Annotated in this window: 19 protein-coding genes and 1 pseudogene; 6 read left to right on the top strand and 14 right to left on the bottom strand. The window is 69.2% G+C overall.

Annotated features, from left to right (window positions below):
• Positions 1 to 198 precede the first annotated feature (198 nt).
• Positions 199 to 687, top strand: a complete 489-nt coding sequence (locus ACM6LR_RS20690; protein ID WP_003096372.1) for a transcriptional regulator — start codon at positions 199 to 201, stop codon at positions 685 to 687.
• A 109-nt stretch (positions 688 to 796) separates the two neighbouring features.
• On the opposite strand, the gene nusB is transcribed toward ACM6LR_RS20690, so the two are convergent.
• Genes nusB through ACM6LR_RS20675 form a run of 3 tightly spaced genes read right to left on the bottom strand, consistent with a single transcriptional unit; the run spans position 797 to position 2,969 of the window.
• Positions 797 to 1,276 (bottom strand): transcription antitermination factor NusB, encoded by a 480-nt coding sequence (gene nusB, locus ACM6LR_RS20685; RefSeq protein WP_414944324.1) that lies wholly within the window; start codon positions 1,274 to 1,276, stop codon positions 797 to 799.
• The gene (gene efp, locus ACM6LR_RS20680; RefSeq protein WP_125783626.1) at positions 1,276 to 1,839 is read right to left on the bottom strand and encodes an elongation factor P; all 564 of its coding nucleotides are present in this window, start codon (positions 1,837 to 1,839) and stop codon (positions 1,276 to 1,278) included. The genes nusB and efp overlap by 1 nt, the downstream gene beginning before the upstream one ends.
• Before the next feature lie 38 nt (positions 1,840 to 1,877).
• On the bottom strand, positions 1,878 to 2,969 hold the full coding sequence (locus ACM6LR_RS20675; RefSeq protein WP_414944323.1) for a M24 family metallopeptidase: 1,092 nt from the start codon (positions 2,967 to 2,969) through the stop codon (positions 1,878 to 1,880).
• Between the two features lie 479 nt (positions 2,970 to 3,448).
• Between ACM6LR_RS20675 and ACM6LR_RS20670 the strand changes: the two genes are divergently transcribed.
• A complete protein-coding gene (locus tag ACM6LR_RS20670) occupies positions 3,449 to 3,880 on the top strand; it encodes a B-4DMT family transporter (RefSeq protein WP_414937953.1) in 432 nt (143 codons plus the stop codon).
• Here the strand turns inward: ACM6LR_RS20670 and ACM6LR_RS20665 are convergent.
• From ACM6LR_RS20665 to ACM6LR_RS20625, 9 genes are all read right to left on the bottom strand, one after another.
• Positions 3,835 to 5,322 carry a beta-xylosidase gene (locus tag ACM6LR_RS20665; protein ID WP_414944397.1) on the bottom strand — a complete coding sequence of 496 codons (1,488 nt, stop codon included), beginning with the start codon at positions 5,320 to 5,322 and terminating at the stop codon, positions 3,835 to 3,837. The two genes, ACM6LR_RS20670 and ACM6LR_RS20665, sit on opposite strands and share 46 nt — an antisense overlap.
• Positions 5,323 to 5,382: 60 nt before the next feature.
• Positions 5,383 to 6,309 carry a GNAT family N-acetyltransferase gene (locus ACM6LR_RS20660; protein ID WP_414944322.1) on the bottom strand — a complete coding sequence of 309 codons (927 nt, stop codon included), beginning with the start codon at positions 6,307 to 6,309 and terminating at the stop codon, positions 5,383 to 5,385.
• Positions 6,306 to 6,737, bottom strand: a complete 432-nt coding sequence (gene aroQ, locus ACM6LR_RS20655; RefSeq protein WP_414944321.1) for a type II 3-dehydroquinate dehydratase — start codon at positions 6,735 to 6,737, stop codon at positions 6,306 to 6,308. The genes ACM6LR_RS20660 and aroQ overlap by 4 nt, the downstream gene beginning before the upstream one ends.
• Positions 6,734 to 7,843: a 3-dehydroquinate synthase gene (gene aroB, locus ACM6LR_RS20650; protein ID WP_414937646.1), complete on the bottom strand. Its 1,110-nt coding sequence runs from the start codon at positions 7,841 to 7,843 to the stop codon at positions 6,734 to 6,736. The genes aroQ and aroB overlap by 4 nt, the downstream gene beginning before the upstream one ends.
• Positions 7,844 to 7,851: 8 nt before the next feature.
• A complete protein-coding gene (locus tag ACM6LR_RS20645) occupies positions 7,852 to 8,277 on the bottom strand; it encodes a hypothetical protein (RefSeq protein ID WP_414937645.1) in 426 nt (141 codons plus the stop codon).
• Entirely contained in the window at positions 8,274 to 8,798 is a 525-nt protein-coding gene (locus tag ACM6LR_RS20640) for a shikimate kinase (RefSeq protein ID WP_414937644.1), read from the bottom strand. The genes ACM6LR_RS20645 and ACM6LR_RS20640 overlap by 4 nt, the downstream gene beginning before the upstream one ends.
• Entirely contained in the window at positions 8,795 to 9,982 is a 1,188-nt protein-coding gene (gene aroC / locus ACM6LR_RS20635) for a chorismate synthase (RefSeq protein ID WP_414937643.1), read from the bottom strand. The genes ACM6LR_RS20640 and aroC overlap by 4 nt, the downstream gene beginning before the upstream one ends.
• A 47-nt stretch (positions 9,983 to 10,029) precedes the next feature.
• Positions 10,030 to 10,641 (bottom strand): prepilin peptidase, encoded by a 612-nt coding sequence (locus ACM6LR_RS20630; RefSeq protein ID WP_414937642.1) that lies wholly within the window; start codon positions 10,639 to 10,641, stop codon positions 10,030 to 10,032.
• A 582-nt stretch (positions 10,642 to 11,223) separates the two neighbouring features.
• Positions 11,224 to 11,592, bottom strand: coding sequence for a hypothetical protein (locus ACM6LR_RS20625; RefSeq protein ID WP_414937641.1), 369 nt, complete (start codon positions 11,590 to 11,592; stop codon positions 11,224 to 11,226).
• Between the two features lie 131 nt (positions 11,593 to 11,723).
• Between ACM6LR_RS20625 and ACM6LR_RS20620 the strand changes: the two genes are divergently transcribed.
• Positions 11,724 to 12,164: a ubiquinol-cytochrome c reductase iron-sulfur subunit gene (locus tag ACM6LR_RS20620; protein ID WP_414937640.1), complete on the top strand. Its 441-nt coding sequence runs from the start codon at positions 11,724 to 11,726 to the stop codon at positions 12,162 to 12,164.
• A gap of 62 nt (positions 12,165 to 12,226) precedes the next feature.
• On the opposite strand, the gene ACM6LR_RS20615 is transcribed toward ACM6LR_RS20620, so the two are convergent.
• Together ACM6LR_RS20615 and ACM6LR_RS20610 are read right to left on the bottom strand one after the other, a co-directional pair.
• On the bottom strand, positions 12,227 to 12,682 hold the full coding sequence (locus ACM6LR_RS20615) for a PTS sugar transporter subunit IIA (protein WP_414937639.1): 456 nt from the start codon (positions 12,680 to 12,682) through the stop codon (positions 12,227 to 12,229).
• Positions 12,679 to 12,924 (bottom strand): annotated as a pseudogene (locus tag ACM6LR_RS20610) (glucose PTS transporter subunit EIIB); the annotation flags it as partial. The gene ACM6LR_RS20615 and the pseudogene ACM6LR_RS20610, both read right to left, overlap by 4 nt.
• Before the next feature lie 225 nt (positions 12,925 to 13,149).
• Between ACM6LR_RS20610 and ACM6LR_RS20605 the strand changes: the two are divergent.
• Genes ACM6LR_RS20605 through ACM6LR_RS20595 form a run of 3 tightly spaced genes read left to right on the top strand, consistent with a single transcriptional unit; the run spans position 13,150 to position 15,497 of the window.
• Positions 13,150 to 13,938, top strand: coding sequence for a GntR family transcriptional regulator (locus ACM6LR_RS20605; RefSeq protein WP_414937638.1), 789 nt, complete (start codon positions 13,150 to 13,152; stop codon positions 13,936 to 13,938).
• On the top strand, positions 13,935 to 15,191 hold the full coding sequence (locus ACM6LR_RS20600) for a PTS transporter subunit EIIC (protein ID WP_414937637.1): 1,257 nt from the start codon (positions 13,935 to 13,937) through the stop codon (positions 15,189 to 15,191). Before ACM6LR_RS20605 ends, ACM6LR_RS20600 begins: the two co-directional genes overlap by 4 nt.
• A 39-nt stretch (positions 15,192 to 15,230) precedes the next feature.
• Positions 15,231 to 15,497, top strand: a complete 267-nt coding sequence (locus ACM6LR_RS20595) for an HPr family phosphocarrier protein (RefSeq protein ID WP_076163675.1) — start codon at positions 15,231 to 15,233, stop codon at positions 15,495 to 15,497.
• Positions 15,498 to 15,509: the final 12 nt, after the last annotated feature.

Here is a 15,509-nt window from a genome sequence, read left to right as displayed (position 1 = left end):
CGAGGAAATCGAGTCGACACTAGCAGGATCGGGACCTCAGTCTTATGGGTGGCGCGCCCCAGGTGACGAACGCCTCTCGAAAGCAGCCGCTTGACCTGGTGACAACTATGCGTAACCATTACTCTGAGTATTCGACTCTAGAGTCCCCTGGACCGGTCACTTCGACCGGTTGGGGGTGAGGAAACGGAGAACCACCAGATGGGCGATTACGCCAAGGCGCTCGGGGCCAAGCTCCGCGGGATCCGCCAGCAGCAGGGCCTGTCCCTGCACGGGGTCGAGCAGAAGTCCGGAGGCCGCTGGAAGGCCGTCGTCGTCGGTTCGTACGAGCGCGGCGACCGCGCCGTCACCGTGCAGAAGCTCGCCGAGCTGGCCGATTTCTACGGCGTGCCGGTGGTCGAACTGCTGCCGGAGGGCCGGGTGCCGTCGGGTGCGGAGCCCGCCACGAAGATCGTCATAAACCTGGAGCGCCTACAGCAGCTCCCGGCGGAGAAGGTCGGACCGCTCGCCCGCTACGCGGCCACCATCCAGAGCCAGCGCGGCGACTACAACGGCAAGGTGCTCTCCATCCGCACCGAAGACCTGCGTTCGCTGGCGATCATCTACGACATGACCCCCGGTGAACTCACCGAGCAGCTGATCGACTGGGGTGTGCTGCCGCCCGAGGCTCGACCGTCCAAGGAGGACTAGAGGTGGCGACGTTTTCGGTCCGGGGGGACCGGAAACGCCACCGGCCCCGCCGAGCACGAAAACGGGCCGTGCCCTTGCGAAGAGGACACGGCCCGTTGTAGCACGTCTTCTAGAGGACCGCGCGAAGCCTGTCGGCGATCGTGCCGATCCGGCCGAGCACGCCGTTCACGAACCGCGGCGAGTCGTCGGTCGACAGCTCCTTCGCCAGTCCGACGGCCTCGTCGATGGCGACCGGGTCCGGCACGTCCTCGGCCCACAGCAGCTCGTAGACGCCGACCCGCAGCACCGCGAGATCGACCGGCGGCATCCGGTCCAGCGTCCAGCCCTGTGCGTGTTCCGAAAGCAGCTCGTCGATCTGGGTCTTGCGGGCGGTGACGCCCTCGACCAGCGAGATCGTGTAGTCCCCGATCGGGTCGACCTCGACCGAACCGACCCGGTCCGCCAGCAGCGTCACCGCGTCGGCACCGCGCTGGGCGGCCTCGTACATCATCTCGACGGCACGCTTACGGGCTTGCCGACGGCTGATCGGCCCGCCGCGGTTCGGCGACTTCTTGGATCGATCCGGCCCGGACTTGTCTGAGCCTGCCATCAGTTGGAGACGCGGCCCAGGTAGCGGCCGTCACGGGTGTCGACCTTGATCTTCTCGCCGGTGGTGAGGAACAGCGGCACCTGGATCTCGGCGCCGGTCTCCAACGTGGCCGGCTTGGTGCCGCCGGTGGACCGGTCGCCCTGCAGGCCAGGGTCGGTGTGCTGGACGATCAGCTCGACCGAGGTCGGCAGCTCGATGTACAGCGGGACGCCCTCGTGCACCGCGACCTGGACCTCGAAGTTCTCGAGCAGGTAGTTCGCGTTGTCGCCGACGGTCTCGGCCAGCACGGTGATCTGGTCGTAGGTCTCCGCGTCCATGAACACGAAGTCCGTGCCGTCCTTGTACAGGTACGTCATGTTGCGGCGGTCGACGGTGGCCGTATCGACCTTCGTGCCCGCGTTGAAGGTCTTGTCGACGACCTTGCCGGTCAGCACGTGCTTGAGCGTGGTGCGGACGAACGCACCACCCTTGCCCGGCTTGACGTGCTGGAACGCGGTGACGGTCCAGAGCTGGCCGTCGAGGTTGAGGACGAGCCCGTTCTTCAGGTCGTTGGTGGTGGCCACGAGTGTGCAGTCTCCTGTGTCGATCTTCCGGGCCGCCGTCAGACGACCACGAGTTCCTTGGTGCTCAGCGTGAGGAGTTCGGGCGTACCTTCCCGCACGACCAGCGTGTCCTCGATGCGCACGCCTCCGCGTCCGGGCAGATACACACCAGGCTCGACGGTGACGGCCATACCGGCGGTCAGTGTACCGACGCCGGTGGTGGCGAGACTGGGCGCCTCGTGCACCTGCAGTCCGACCCCGTGGCCGAGGCCGTGGCCGAAACTCTCGCCGCGCCCCGCGGCGGCGATCACGCCACGGGCCGCTTTGTCCACATCGGACACTTCCGCGCCGGGGAGGACGGCGTCGCAGCCCGCCTCCTGCGCCCGCTGGACCAGCTCGTAGACCTCTTCCTGCCACGCCGCCGGCTTGCCGAGGACGAACGTGCGGGTCATGTCGGAGTGGTAGCCGTCGACCGTGGCGCCGAAGTCGATCTTGACGAAGTCGCCGGTCGCCAGCACGGCCGAAGTCGGCCGGTGGTGCGGGATCGCGGAGTTGCCGCCCGCCGCGACGATCGTGTCGAACGACGGCCCGGTCGACCCGTGGCCGAGCATGCGATTCTCCAGGTCACGGGCGACGTCCAGCTCGGTGCGGCCCGGCCGCAGCCCACCGGCGGACACCAGGTCCTCCAGCGCCCTGTCCGCCGCCGCGCACGCCTGGCGCAGCGCCTCGATCTCCTGCTCGTCCTTGACCAGCCGCAGCCGCTCGACGAGACCGGGCGTCCGGACCAGCTGGACGCGGTCGAAGTGCACCTTGAGGTCCTCGTGCTGCTCGACATTGACGTGCTGGCTCTCGAACCCGGTCTTGCCGAATTCTTGTTCGGCCGCCAGCTCGGCGAGCTTGGCCGCGCTCGCGCGGTCCAGCACCCGTTCGAGGTCGGGTACCTCGGTCGCCGACTGGACCGTGTAGCGGCCGTCGGTGCAGAAGATCGTCTTGTCGTCGCCGCTCCCGTGGACGAGGAGAGCGGCGTTGGACCCGGTGAAGCCGGTCAGGTACCTGATGTTGAGCAGGTCCGTGACCAGCAGCGCGTCCACCCCGGAGTCGGTCAGCAGGGAACGCAGCGCCGCGCGGCGGCGAGAGAAGTATTCACGCACGGAATGGAGTTTAGGGGGTCGGCCGCCAACGCGAGGGCCGCTGCCGGACGACTCACGGCCCGCGTTTCGCCGAGGTGGTCCGTGAAGGCCCCCTTCACGTACTTAGGCGGCAAAGCCGAGATCTAACCGGCAGGCGGCTCTTCGTCGCCGCATGAGGCTGTTAAGGAAGGAATGGGGACGTTGAGTATCCCCATTCCTTCATCGTCGCGGAGGCACACCGGTCGCGGAGCTTCGTCAACAGAGGTTCGAGGCCATAACCCCAGGCACACACCCGAGCGGGGCACCAGCGATGCCAAGCTCGGACTACCACCAACAGCGCTGACCAGCAGCTCCGCGACTTTGCCGAGGCCCTGTACTGAGGCGCAAGGAAGGGGGCCTTCACGTACTTGCCGCCCGCGGCACCGAACGTGCGGGCGTGACGATCGCTACTCGCGAGTTAAACTCACCCCATGGCACCGTGGCTGACTCGTGGACTCGTGATGGCGCTGCTGCACGGCGTGGCCGTCACCGTGCTGGCCAAGTACGAGGTCTTCCACCCCACCGACAAGACCCTCGTCACCTCGCTCGCCCTCGCGGTCCTCGTCGGCGCGGCGGCGGGCTGGAGCGCCGTGGACGCCTGGCGGGGCAAACCCGAGCGTGGCCGGAACTGGTTCATCGCGGCGCTGCTCGCCGGCCCGGTCTCGGGCGTGCTGTACGTGATCGGCCGCGCGGTGTTCGTCGACCAGACCGGCGCCTCCGAACTCGGCGGCGCGCTCACCGGCGGCGCCGCGTTCTCGGCCCTGCTGGTGCTCATCCCGGCCGGGCTGGGCCTGTTCGCCGGCGGCCTGATCGGCAAGAAGGCGCCTGCCGAAGACGAAGAAGAAGCTCAGCCCGCGAGCGAGAAACCGGCAGGGAAGCCGTCCCAGGCCTGATCGCTGATCTCCTCGACGGCCGAGTCGTTCAGCGCCGCGGCCCCGGCGTCCGGCACGGCGAACAGCCTGCCGTCCAGCACCACGCCCATCCCGCGGCCGGGAGCGCGCACCATCCTCGCTCCGGCGCTCAACCGCGCGGCCTGCGGAAACCTGTCGACGACCTTGAGCCGCTGGTTCAGCACCTCACCGGCGAGCACCGCCGCCACCGAACGCCGGTCGACCCTGACCAGCTTTCCGTCGGCCACCAGATCGATCGTCCGCTGCGGCGACGGCATCGCGACGCCTTCGAACGCCGTCCGGACCCGGGCGTCGCCGTCGCAGGCCCGCGAGCCCCGGACGTCCAGGCCGAAATGCCTGAGGTCGGTCGGCGCCCCCGCGCCGCCGACGATCGTGGCGCGGACGACGTCGAACGGGACCCGGTCGCAGACGTCACCCGAAGAGAGCGGCGCGTGGCCGTCGGGCCGCCGGACCAGTCCGGGGCCCTCCTTCCAGGCGCCGGGGACGACCACCGGCCGGTACGGCTGCGCGGAGAAGTCCCTGGTCCAGAAGGTGAGCGTGGTGCCGGTGTCGGTCTCGTGCGCGATCACGAAAGCGTCGAGCGAGCCGACCCACATCAGGTCGGTGCTGAACCCGTCGACCAGTGAGCGGGTGCGGGGCGAGGTCGTCCCGGGCTTGGGCACGAAGCCCTGCTCTCCCAACGTCTCCACGCCCTTACTGAAGGCCGCGTTCTTGGCGCGCAGCAGGAACTGCCCGGCGCCGTTCCACCCGGCGGCCTTGGCCGTGGTGTCGGTGAAGAGCACGTAGAACCAGCCGTCGAGGTACACGGCCGAGGGCTGACCGGCGCCGTAGACGTTGGCGCGATGCACGTCGTGCGAGGGCACGATGATCGGCTTTCCGCCCGCGGCGCGGGTCCAGGTGAGGCCGTCGGTGCTGGTGGCGAGGCCGATCGAGTTGCCGAGCGCGTGGTCGCCCGCCGCGCCGGTGTAGTACATGTAATAGGTCGAGCCGACCCTGATCACCGAGGGGTCGCAGGTGTGCATCCCGTCGAAACCGCCGGGCGCGCCGGAGAACACCGCCGCCGGGCCACCCCCGGACGGGCCGGTGAAGGGCCCGTCGAGCGAGGGCGACTGCGCGTAGAGGATGTCGTCACCGGGAGGCTGGGCGCTGCCGTACTGGCTGCACCACCACATCCGGAGCTTGCCGCCGTCCCGCATCACGGTCGGGCCGTAGTTGTAGACCGCGTCCTGATCGCCGGCGCCGACCACGCCGGCGCCGGCCCGGGGATCGCTCGTGGCGAGTTCGACGTCCGTCGGCCGGGGCTGCTCGCTGGGCGGCGTCAGCTGGGCTCCGCCGATCCCACCGCCCTTGCCGTCGGCCTGGGGTTGGGCGAGGCCGTCACTGCACGCCGCGAGGACCACGCCGACCGCGAGGACGGCCACCACGACACGGGCGGGTCGCCGACCCCCACGAAAAAGGCGCATGATGGCCGAGTGTAGCGAGACTTAACCCAGCCGGGTGACGTCGCTCCCCGGTAGGGCTACCAACTCCACCTCGAACCCGTCGGTGTTTTCGAGGTAGGCGGCGTAGTGCTGATCACCGCCCGCATACGGATACTTGTCCGCGAACATCGCCGACCAGCCGTGTTCGAGAGCCTCCGAAGCCAAGTCGTTCACCCGATCGCGGGTATCGACGTGCAGGGCGAGATGGTTCAGGCCCGGCGCGGTGCGCTCGTGCTTTTCGCCGCTGAGCGCGGGAGAACGTTCGACGACGAGGTAGGTCGCGCCGTGCTTCCAGCTGACCCCGGCGGGCCAGCGCTGGAACTCCCGCCAGCCGAGTGCGCCGAGCAGCCAGCCCCAGCTCTCCTCGGCCCGCGCGAGATCCGGCACCCACAGTTCGATGTGGTGGGCCCGCCCGTGATCCGACGGCAACGCGACGAGCACGCGGTGCGGGCCGCTGCCGTAGTGGTCACCGCCGCCGACGTCCAGGAAACCCAACCGCCGCACCAAGTTCAGACTGGCCACATTGGACTCGCCGATCAGTGCCCACACCGACGACAGACCGAGTCCGACGAGTCCGTGGTCGAGCAGCGCGCTCGCGGCCTCGGTCGCCAGGCCCTGTCCGCCGTACGCACGCGCCAGGTAGTAGCCGATCTCCGGCACTTCGCCGGGCAACTCCGCCGACGGCCGCAGATGCGCGAGGCCGATCACCTCGCCGTCGCGTTCGATCGCCCAGTGCCCCATCCCGGCCGGGCCGTCGTACGCCAGCCGCCGTCCGACCATCTCGCGGACAAGGTCCGGTTCGGTGAGCGGAACCGCGAAATGCGCGCTCAACGCCGGGTCGGCGAAGAGTTCGACGATCGCCTCGGTGTCGGACCCGGCCAGCGGGCGCAGCCGCAGCCGCGCGGTCTCGAGCCCGGGCGGGTTGTTCATCCCGCGTTCGCGGCAATCCAACGCAGGGCCAGCGGGTAACCGTCGACCCCGAGCCCGGCGAGGACGGCGGTGGCGATATCCGAAAGCACGCTCTGGTGCCGGAACTGCTCGCGTTTTTGCACGTTGGAGATGTGCAGTTCGATCAGCGGCGCCTTGAGCTGGGCGGCGGCGTCGCGGACCGCGATCGAGTAGTGCGTCCACGCGGCCGCGTTGAGCACCACCGGCCAGCCGGCGTCGGCGGCTTCGTGCAGCCAGCCGACCATCTCGCCCTCGTGGTCGGTCTGGCGGACCTCGACGTCGATCCCGAGTTCCTTCCCGGTGCCGACACAGGTCGAGACCAGGTCCGCGTGCGTGGCCGAACCGTAGATCCCCGGTTCGCGCAGGCCGAGCCTGCCGAGGTTAGGGCCGTTGAGGACGAGCACCTTCACAGCAGCACGCTCCCGCCGGACTTGGGGGCCTCGCCCGCCACCACCGAGTACGCCGCCGCGAGCAGTGACGGGTCGGGGCCTTCCAGCCTGCCGGGCTTGGCGAGCCCGTCCAGGACGACGAAGCGCAGCACGCCCGACCGGGTCTTCTTGTCGCCCTTCATCGTCTCCAGCAGGTGCGGGAGCGCCTCCGGGTCGTAGGTGGTCGGCAGGCCCAGCAGCTTGAGCACGGCCGTGTGCCGCTCCGCGGTGGCGTCGTCGAGACGACCCGCCAGGCGCGCGAGCTCGGCGGCGAACACCAGCCCGACACTGACCGCGGCACCATGACGCCACCGGTACTTCTCGCGGCGTTCGATGGCGTGGGCGAGGGTGTGGCCGTAGTTGAGGATCTCGCGCAGGTTCGACTCGCGCAGGTCCGCGGCGACGACGTCGGCCTTGACCTGGATCGAGCGGCGGACCAGCTCGCCGATGATTTCACCGGTGGTGTCCAGCGCCGCGGCCGAGTTCTGCTCGACGAGCTCGAGGATGCGCGGGTCCGCGATGAACCCGGCCTTGACGACCTCGGCCATCCCGGCGACGAGTTCGTTGGGCGGCAACGTTTCCAGCGTCGCGAGGTCGACAAGGACCGCGCTCGGCTCGTGGAAGACGCCGACGAGGTTCTTGCCGGCCTCGGTGTTGATGCCGGTCTTTCCGCCGAGCGAGGCGTCGACCATGCCCAGCAGCGTGGTGGGGACGTTGACCAGCCGTACGCCGCGCATCCAGGTCGCGGCGACGAAGCCCGCCAGATCGGTCACGGCACCGCCGCCGAGCCCGACGACCACTCCTTGACGGTCCAGGCCCATGCGGCCGAGGACCTCCCAGCAGAAGCTGGCGACGGTGAGCGCCTTGCCGTCCTCGGCATCGGGGATCTCGACCCGGTGCGCGTCGATCCCGGCGGCGGCCAGTTCGTCGCGGATGGCCTCGGCGGTGGTCGTCAGCGTCGGCGGGTGGATCAGCGCGACCTTGGAGGCGTCGGCGAGCTGCTCGGCGAGCTCGCCGAGCAGGCCCCGGCCGATGACGACGTCGTACGGCTTGGCGGTGTTGACGGTGATGCGGACCGGTTCGGTCATCGTTTCCCTCACTTCGGCGGAAGCCGCTTGGCCCTGGCGACCTCGCAGGAGATCTTGCCCTTGACCGGGGTGTCGCCCGGGATCTCTTCGGTCACCTTCTCACCCGGCGTCATCCGGTCCTTCGCGAACAGCGCTTCACCGGAGGCCTTGCCCTCGGCGTCCTTGATCGCGATGGTGACGGCGTAACGCGCGTCCTCACCGGTGCTGTTCGTGACCTCGATGGTGACCTTCGGGGTGTAGCTGTTGCTGTCGCACTTCATGACCTGGACGTCGGCGGCGACATCGGTTTCGGGCGCGGCCGATGCGGTGGCCGAGCCGGTCGCCGCGGCGCCGGTCTGGATCACGTCCGCTCCGGCGGGCTGCTTCTCGTCGCCGCAAGCGGTCAGGGTCAGGGCCATGACGGCGAGAAAAACGCCGGTGATGGTGCGCTTCATGCTCGTTCCTTGCTGGCTTCGTTCAGCCCGGCGACGGCGGCTTCGACGACCTCGTCCGGGGTGCGGTGATCGGTCTCGATCTCGATCGTGGCCACCTCGCGGTACACCGGCAGCCGTGCGTCGAGGAGCGCCTTATAGGTGGCGCGGGGGTTCACCCCGGCCAGCAGCGGGCGCGCGGTCGACAGACCGGCGCGCTGAACGCCCGCGGCCATCCCGACGTTGAGGAAGACCACGGTGTGCCCGCCCAGCCGGGCCCTGGTGCCCGCGGTGATCGGCGCTCCCCCGCCCAGGGAGAGGACGCCGTCGTGCTCGGCCAGCGCCTTCGCGACCATCTCCTCCTCCAGCGCGCGGAAGGCGGGCTCGCCCTCGTCGGCGAAGATGTCGGTGATGGGCTTGCCCGCGCTCGCGACGATGTCGTCGTCGCTGTCACGGAAGGCGAGGCCGAGCCGGGCGGCGAGCGCCGGGCCGACCGTGCTCTTGCCCGAGCCCGGCGGCCCGATGATCACCGCGCGTGGGGTCACCAGCGCTCCTCGAGCGCCTTCAGGTACGCCTCGGCGTTGCGCTTGCCCTCGATCAGCGAGTCACCGCCGAACTTCTCCAGCGCGGCGTCCGCGAGGACCAGCGCGACCACCGACTCCAGCACGACCCCGGCACGGGGTACCGCGCAGACGTCGGAACGCTGGTGGATGGCCACCGCGGGTTCACCGGTCGTGACATCCACAGTGGACAATGCTTTGGGAACGGTCGAAATCGGCTTCATGGCGACGCGCACGCGCAGCGGTTCGCCGTTGGTGATGCCACCTTCGAGGCCGCCCGCCCGGTTGGACCGGCGGGTCACCCCGACCGGGCCGGTGCCGCGGTCGATCTCGTCGTGGGCCTGGCTGCCCCAGCGCTTGGCCGTGGTGAAGCCGTCGCCGACCTCAACGCCCTTCATCGCCTGCACGCCCATGAGCGCGCCGGCGAGCCGGGCGTCGAGCCTGCGGTCCCAGTGCACATGCGAGCCGAGGCCCGGCGGCAGCCCGTAGACGATCACCTCGATCACGCCGCCGACGGTGTCACCCGCCTTCCGCACGGCGTCGACCTCGGCGACCATCGCGTCGGTCCCCTCCTGACCGAACGCCCGGACCGGGCTCTCGTCGATGGCGGGCAGGTCCGCCGCCACGGGCAGCGGGCCCTCCGGCGCCGAGGCACCGCCGATGGACACGACGTGGCTGAGGATCTCGACCCCGAGCAGCTGCTTGAGGTACGCGCGGGCCACCGTGCCAAGCGCCGTACGGGACGCCGTCTCGCGGGCGCTCGCGCGCTCCAGCACCGGACGGGCCTCGGGGAAGCCGTACTTCTGCATGCCGGGCAGGTCCGCGTGGCCGGGCCGGGGACGGGTCAGCGGCTCGTTGCGCGCCAGGCCATCCAGCTCCTCGGCGGGCACGGGATCGGCCGACATGACCTTCTCCCACTTGGGCCACTCGGCGTTCTCGATCTGGACCGCGACGGGGCCACCCTGGGTGAGCCCGTGCCGGACACCTCCGGTGAACTCGATGTGGTCGGTCTCGAAGCCCATCCGGGGGCTGCGGCCGAAGCCGAGCCTCCGTCGCGCGAGCTGCTCGCCCACTTCGGCGGTGGTGACCTCGACCCCGGCAGGCATCCCTTCCAGGATGGCGGCGAGGGCGGGTCCGTGCGATTCCCCTGCGGTTATCCAGCGCAACACCTGACAGATCCTGTCACAGTCTCCCTCTCGTTCCTGGACAGGCCGGGCTATCCCGGACCAGGTCCGGCGAAGACGGCGAGTGCCCAGGCCGCGACCAGGAGGCCAGGCCCGTGCGGCACCGTGGGATGCCGGGGTCCGCCCACCGCGAGCGCCACGCTCAGCAGAGCCGCGGCGACGGCACCGAGCACGACCGACGGCCAGCCGGTCGCGGCGAGGACCGCGCCGAGGCTCCCGGCCAGCTTCACGTCACCGGCGCCGAGCGAGCGCGGCGACAGCACGTGGACGAGCGCGTGCGCGCCGCCGAAGACCAGCGCGCCGAGCACGGCCCGCCAGGCGATGTCCACCCCTCCCCCGGCCGCCGCGACCCCCAGCGCGACGGCCAGCGCCGGGTACGCGGGCAGGGTCAGGACGTCGGGCAGGCGGCGGTACTTGAGGTCGGCGAGCGCCAGCGGGACCGCGAAGACCGTCAGCACGGCCGGGACCGCGAGCCACCACGACGGCCAGGCTCCGCCTTGGTGACGGAGGCAGACCGCGAGGAGCAACGCGGCCGCGAGCGCCGCCGCCCAAGCCGTCACCGGCGCTCCCGCGCGGCGTAGGCAGGAGCGGGTGGCGAGCGCCGATCCGGCGCCCGCCACCGCGAAGGCGATCGGCATGAACACAAGATCAAGAGTGCGCCCGTCGCGCTCGGTGTGGCAAGAATTTTCTTTTCGTGACAGGGACTTTCACGAACTTTCGCCTGGTCGGGCCTTCCGCAAGTAGTCGACTACTTGCGGAAGGGAGGCCGTTCGTGGCGGTGGGACGGATGCCCACGTCTCACGCGGCGAAGGGAGCTTTCGCCGCGTCCGATGCGGGGAAAGCTCCCTTCAGCCCGCAGCGGCCGGTTGCGGGTCGGATGTGACCAGTAGTGCTCATGCGACCGGCTGGGCGCTTTCCGAGTACGTGAAGGCCCCCTTCACGTACTTAGGCGCAGGGTCACGGCAAAGTCGCAGAGCCACTGGTCAGCGCTGCTGCTGGTAATCCGGACTCAGCATCGCTAGTGACCCCGCGACGATGTAGGAATGGGGACACTCAACGTCCCCATTCCTACATCGTCAGCCTCACACAGCGACGAACAACCGCCTGACCTGCAAGACCTCGACTTTGCCGGAAACTTGGCGCTAGACGCAAGGAAGGGGCCTTCATGAGCGCCGCGGCGTGCTCTTCGTGCAAAGCCCGCATCAGCCGGTCCTCCGCGAATTCCTTCACCGATCCGTGCCTTCGCGGGCGAAGAGCAGGGGGAGGGCGAAGACCACGCAAACCACTTCGGTGATCAAGCCCCAGAACTCGGCCTGGGTGGTGAAGCGCTCCGAGACGCCGAAGAACCCTGTGGTCAGCGAAAGCACGTACGCGCCCAGTGTGGCCAAGCCGAAGCCGATCGCCGCGAACACGGAAAGCCAGTGGTGCCAGACCAGGACGGCGACCGCGATGACCACGCCGGCCACCACGTTCACCAGAAAGAGTGGACCGACCACGTCCGTTTCGGCCGCCCAGTCCTGCCATACGACGTAATGCACCCACGCCGAGCCGAGCAGGCCCGCCGCCACCACCGCCCGCGACAACCACCGGATCATGTCCGCGTCTCTTTTCCCGTGTTCGGTTCCCCCATGCCTGTGAACACGGAAAAGAGGGGTGCTCGGTTCAATTCGGCACCCGATGGTCGGCGAAAGTGAACCGGATGGGTGCTCCGACCGTGTGTAGGGGCATGACTGCCGAACTCCACTCCCGCCGCACCGTCCTGACCACCGGGGCCGCCGTCGCCGGCGCGGCCGTCGGTGCCGTGGCCATCACGGCCTGCGGAAGCGACACCCCGTCGTCCGGCTCGGCCGCCGCGCCGCCCGCCGCGGCTCCGGGCGAGACCCTGACCGCGCTCTCCGACATCGAGGTCGGCCAGGCGAAGGCCGCGAAGACAGCGGATGGCAAGGACGTCATCGTGACCAGGACCGCCGAAGGCGCCGCGGCCGCGTTCAGCGCGATCTGCACGCACCAGGGCTGCGCGGTCGTCCCGGACGGCGCGGAGCTCAAGTGTCCATGCCACAACTCGATCTTCGACGCGGCGACCGGCGCGGTCAAAAAGGGGCCGGCGGACAAACCGCTGCCCTCGGTCGCGGTCAAGGTCACGAACGGTCAGGTCGTCACGGCCTGAGCACAGCGAAGGGTCCCTTTAGGACGGAGAACGTCCTAAAGGGACCCTTTCGCGTAAAGCGTTCAGCTGTCCCAGGTGAAGATCGGGTCGCCCGCCTCGACGTCGCCGTCGATGCGCAGTCCGGAAAGGACCTCGGCCTTCGCGTCCAGCGCCACCACCGGCACGATCGGCGAGTAGCCGGCGGCCACGACCGCTTCGGGGTCCCATTCGACGACCGGCTGCCCGGCACGGACGGTCTCACCCTTGACGACGTGGAGGGTGAACCCCTCGCCCTTCTGCTTGACCGTGTCGATCCCGAGGTGGACCAGCACGCCGCGGCCGTCCTCGGTGGCCACCACGAAGGCGTGCGGATGCAGGGTCACGACCGTCCCGTCGACCGGTGAGACCGCGTCCTGGCGCCCGCCCGAGGGCAGGACCGCGAGTCCGGGTCCGACCATCGCCTGCGCGAAGACCGGATCGGGTACTTCGGTCATAGCGGTCGTCTTACCGCTTACCGGGCTCAGAATTTCGAGGCTCACATCAGGTCCTCGATGTCACTGGCGATCGTGTCGGCCTCCGGCCCCACGATCACCTGGACACCGGCTCCCATGCGCACGACGCCCATCGCGCCGGCGGCCTTCAGCGCCGCCTCGTCGAGCAGGCTCATGTCTTCGAGTTCACAACGCAGCCGGGTGATGCACCCCTCGACCTCGATGACGTTCTCGGCACCGCCGAGGCCCGCGAGGATTTTTTCCGCCCTGTCATCCGCCATCGCGGTCTCCCTGTTCCCTGTCGGTTTCCCACATGCGAACCAGCTGTACTACGCCGTTCGCCGACTCGCACGTGATCCCTGGCCACGAACGCGTAACGGTGGTTGACACCCGCTCGTGCGACGGAGCATCCTGCCCCATCGGACCATTGGTCTAGACCGGAACGTACCAATCTTCCGGACCAGATGCGAGTACGGGTTACCCGAAGCGACCGCCCCGAAAGGACGGTGACCGTCATGAGCGCTTCGGCGCAGCAGCCGCCGTCCGACCGTGTGATCAACGGACCGACGCCCAAGCACGCCCAGCTGCGGGAGATTCTGCGCCGCACGGTGGAGCGCGAGCTACCCCCCGGCTCACCTATCCCCTCGGAACGTGACCTCGCCGAGACCTATCAGGTGTCGAGGCTCACCGTCCGGTCGGCGATCGGCAAGCTGGTCGAAGAAGGGCTCTTGTCGCGCGTGCGCGGCAAGGGGACGTTCACCGCCGCGAGGCGCATGGAACTGCAGCTCTACCTGATGTCCTTCACCGAGGACATGCGCCGTCGCGGGATGACCCCGACCACGGAGGTCGTCAAGACCGCCACCGAGGTCCCGCCCGCCCCCTCGGCGCACGCCCTCGGCCTGACCGCCGGGACCCCGGCACACCGGCTGGTACGGCTCCGCCGTGCCGACGGGGTGCCACTGGCTGTCGAGCGTGGCTGGTATCACGCGGGCCGGATGCCCGGTCTGCTCGATCTCGATCTCACTCGATCGTTGTACGTCCAACTCGCCCAGTCGTATGACCTCCGCCCGGATCACGCGTGGCAGACGGTCTGGGCCGAATCCGCGGACCGCGAAACGGCACGCCTGCTCGGCATGCGCGCCGGCAGTCCGCTCCTTGTCTTCCGCCGGGTCTCCAGCGTCAACGGGGAACCGATCGAAGACATGACTTCCTGGTACCGGGGCGATCACTACCAGGTCACTATGCAGCTGGACCGGAACACCCCGGATTCCGGTCACCATCCTCACTACGGAGGTACCCGATGAGCTCCACCACCGCCGAGGGGGCGAAGAGCAAGGGCAAGGGACTGGCCGGGCTTCAGCGCTTCGGCCGCAGCCTCATGCTCCCCATCGCCGCTCTGCCCGCCGCCGCGCTCCTCAACAGGTTCGGTCAACCTGACCTGCTCGGCGAGGAAGGACTCGGCTGGACCAAAGTGGCCGAGGTTCTCGGTGCGGCGGGCAACTCGCTGTTCAATTGGCTGCCGCTCCTGTTCGCGGTGGGTATCGCCGTCGGCTTCGCCCGGAAGAGCGACGGCGCGACCGCGCTGGCCGCCGTGGTCGGCTTCTTCGTGTTCACCAGCGTCCTCCAGGTCTTCGCGCCGTTCTCCGAGCTGCCGGGCTGGAACCCCGAGAAGCCCGCGGGCCTGATGCTCAACCCGATGAAGTGGCCCTACAGTGTGCTGGCCGGTGTGATCGTCGGTTTGGTCACCGCCCTGTTGTGGCAGAAGTTCTATCGCATCAAGTTGCCGCCCTACCTGGCCTTCTTCGGCGGCCGCCGCTTCGTGCCGATCGTCACCGCCCTGACGCTGATGCTCCTCGCCGTGCCCTTCGGCCTGGTCTTCCACTGGGTCAACGAAGGCATCCAGGCCGCGGGAGAGGCAGTCACCGGCGCACCGGTCGTCGGTGGCGGTATCTACGGTGTCCTGAACCGGTTGCTGATCCCGGTCGGTCTGCACCAGCTGCTGAACGTGCCGGTATGGTTCATCTTCGACGGTGGTGACCTCACCCAGTTCTTCGAGGGCGACCCCACCCGTGGCACCTTCATGACCGGCTTCTTCCCGATCTTCATGTTCGCCATCCCCGCCGCGGCACTGGCGATCTGGCAGAGCGCGAAGCCCAGCCAGAAGAAGATCGTCGGCGGTGTGATGATCGCCGGTGCGCTGACCTCGTTCCTGACCGGTATCACCGAGCCGATCGAATTCTCGTTCATGTTCGTCGCGTGGCCGCTGTACCTGATCCACGCGGTCCTGACCGGCACGTCGATGGCACTGGTGAACGCGCTCGACATCCACCTCGGCTTCGGCTTCTCCGCCGGGGCGATCGACTTCGCGCTTAACAGCGGTCTCCCGGCGGCGAGCAGCAACGTCTGGCTGCTCATCCCGATCGGTTTGGCCTATGGAGTCCTTTACTACGTGATCTTCCGCTTCGTGATCAAGAAGTGGAACCTGCGGACCCCTGGCCGCGAGGACGACGCGATCGAGGCCGATCTCGAAGCCACCGCGGCCAAACCCGTCAAGTAGTTTCAGCACAGCAGAACCGAAGGCACGAAGGGAAAGAACATGCCGGAGAAACGCGTCACCGTGGCCAGCAAGGTGGGCCTGCACGCCAGGCCCGCGGCGACGGTCGCCAAGGCGGCCGCGGCGCAGCCCGTCGCGGTGTCCATCGCCAAGGCGGGCGGCGACCCGGTCGCGGCCGGCAGCGTGCTGAACCTGATGACCCTCGCCGCCGGCTACGGCGACGAGGTCATCATCAGTGCCGAAGGTGAGGGCGCCGAGGCGGCCGTCGACGCCATCGCCGAGCTGGTGGCGACCGACCTCGACGCCTGATCCCCTCCCTGC

The organism is Amycolatopsis sp. cmx-11-32 (assembly GCF_047608695.1).
In the GTDB taxonomy this organism is placed as follows: domain Bacteria; phylum Actinomycetota; class Actinomycetes; order Mycobacteriales; family Pseudonocardiaceae; genus Amycolatopsis.
Note: the sequence above shows the minus strand (reverse complement) of the source record. Positions and strands in the feature narration are given on the sequence as shown.

Coding starts and splice junctions, on each gene's coding strand:
- ACM6LR_RS20690 (WP_003096372.1), top strand. CDS start 199: ATGGGCGATTACGCCAAGGCGCTCGGGGCCAAGCTCCGCGGGATCCGC.
- nusB (WP_414944324.1), bottom strand. CDS start 1,276: ATGGCAGGCTCAGACAAGTCCGGGCCGGATCGATCCAAGAAGTCGCCG.
- ACM6LR_RS20670 (WP_414937953.1), top strand. CDS start 3,449: ATGGCGCTGCTGCACGGCGTGGCCGTCACCGTGCTGGCCAAGTACGAG.
- ACM6LR_RS20660 (WP_414944322.1), bottom strand. CDS start 6,309: ATGAACAACCCGCCCGGGCTCGAGACCGCGCGGCTGCGGCTGCGCCCG.
- aroB (WP_414937646.1), bottom strand. CDS start 7,843: ATGACCGAACCGGTCCGCATCACCGTCAACACCGCCAAGCCGTACGAC.
- ACM6LR_RS20645 (WP_414937645.1), bottom strand. CDS start 8,277: ATGAAGCGCACCATCACCGGCGTTTTTCTCGCCGTCATGGCCCTGACC.
- ACM6LR_RS20625 (WP_414937641.1), bottom strand. CDS start 11,592: ATGATCCGGTGGTTGTCGCGGGCGGTGGTGGCGGCGGGCCTGCTCGGC.
- ACM6LR_RS20620 (WP_414937640.1), top strand. CDS start 11,724: ATGACTGCCGAACTCCACTCCCGCCGCACCGTCCTGACCACCGGGGCC.
- ACM6LR_RS20605 (WP_414937638.1), top strand. CDS start 13,150: ATGAGCGCTTCGGCGCAGCAGCCGCCGTCCGACCGTGTGATCAACGGA.
- ACM6LR_RS20600 (WP_414937637.1), top strand. CDS start 13,935: ATGAGCTCCACCACCGCCGAGGGGGCGAAGAGCAAGGGCAAGGGACTG.
- ACM6LR_RS20595 (WP_076163675.1), top strand. CDS start 15,231: ATGCCGGAGAAACGCGTCACCGTGGCCAGCAAGGTGGGCCTGCACGCC.